Genomic DNA, 1,014 nt, shown 5'->3' with positions numbered 1-1,014 from the left:
CGACTTGGAGTCGTGCAGCAGACGGCCGACCAGGGTGGACTTGCCGTCGTCGACGGACCCGGCGGTGGCGAACCGCAGCAGGGTGGTCTCCGACAGCTGCCAGGCCGCGGCCGGCTCGGTGGGTTCGGTGGTGCTGGTCATGGCTAGAAGTACCCCTCGCGCTTGCGGTCTTCCATCGCGGCCTCGGACATCTTGTCGTCGGCACGCGTGGCGCCGCGCTCGGTGAGCCGGGAGACGGCGATCTCGGCGATCACCTTCTCGATGCTGTCGGCGTCGGAGTCGACGGCGCCGGTGCAGGACATGTCGCCCACGGTGCGGTAGCGCACCCGCCGCTTGACCACGGTCTCGGTGTCCTTCGGGCCGCCCCACTCGCCGGCGGTCAGCCACATGCCGCCGCGTGCGAAGACCTCGCGCTCGTGGGCGTAGTAGATCGCCGGCAGTTCGATGCCCTCGCGGGCGATGTACTGCCACACGTCCAGCTCCGTCCAGTTGGACAGCGGGAAGACGCGGACGTGCTCACCGGGGGCGTGCCGGCCGTTGTACAGGTTCCACAGCTCAGGGCGCTGGCGGCGCGGGTCCCACTGGGAGAACTCGTCGCGCAGCGAGAACACCCGCTCCTTGGCGCGGGCCTTCTCCTCGTCGCGGCGCCCGCCGCCGAAGACGGCGTCGAACTTCTCCGCCTGGATCTTCTCGGTCAGCGGCAGCGTCTGCAGCGGGTTGCGGGTGCCGTCCGGGCGCTCCTTGAGCACACCCCGGTCGATGTAGTCCTGCACGGAGGCGACGTGCAGGCGCAGCCCGTGCTTGTCGACCGTACGGTCGCGGTACTCCAGCACCTCGGGGAAGTTGTGCCCGGTGTCCACGTGCAGCAGGGAGAACGGGACCGGTGCGGGGGCGAACGCCTTCAGCGCCAGGTGCAGCATGAGGATGGAGTCCTTGCCGCCGGAGAAGAGGATCACCGGCCGCTCGAACTCGCCCGCCACCTCGCGGAAGATGTGCACCGCCTCCGACTCGAGG

At 69.9% G+C, this 1,014-nt stretch carries 1 protein-coding gene; it reads right to left on the bottom strand.

All coding sequences use genetic code 11. The features are described from left to right. Positions 1-143 precede the first annotated feature (143 nt). A partial coding sequence (gene cysD / locus ACIQ6R_RS37055; RefSeq protein ID WP_404226445.1) for a sulfate adenylyltransferase subunit CysD occupies positions 144-1,014 on the bottom strand: 871 nt, incomplete at its 5' end.

This window comes from Streptomyces sp. NPDC096048, assembly GCF_044763415.1.
Taxonomy (GTDB): Bacteria; Actinomycetota; Actinomycetes; order Streptomycetales; family Streptomycetaceae; genus Streptomyces.
Note: the sequence above shows the minus strand (reverse complement) of the source record. Positions and strands in the feature narration are given on the sequence as shown.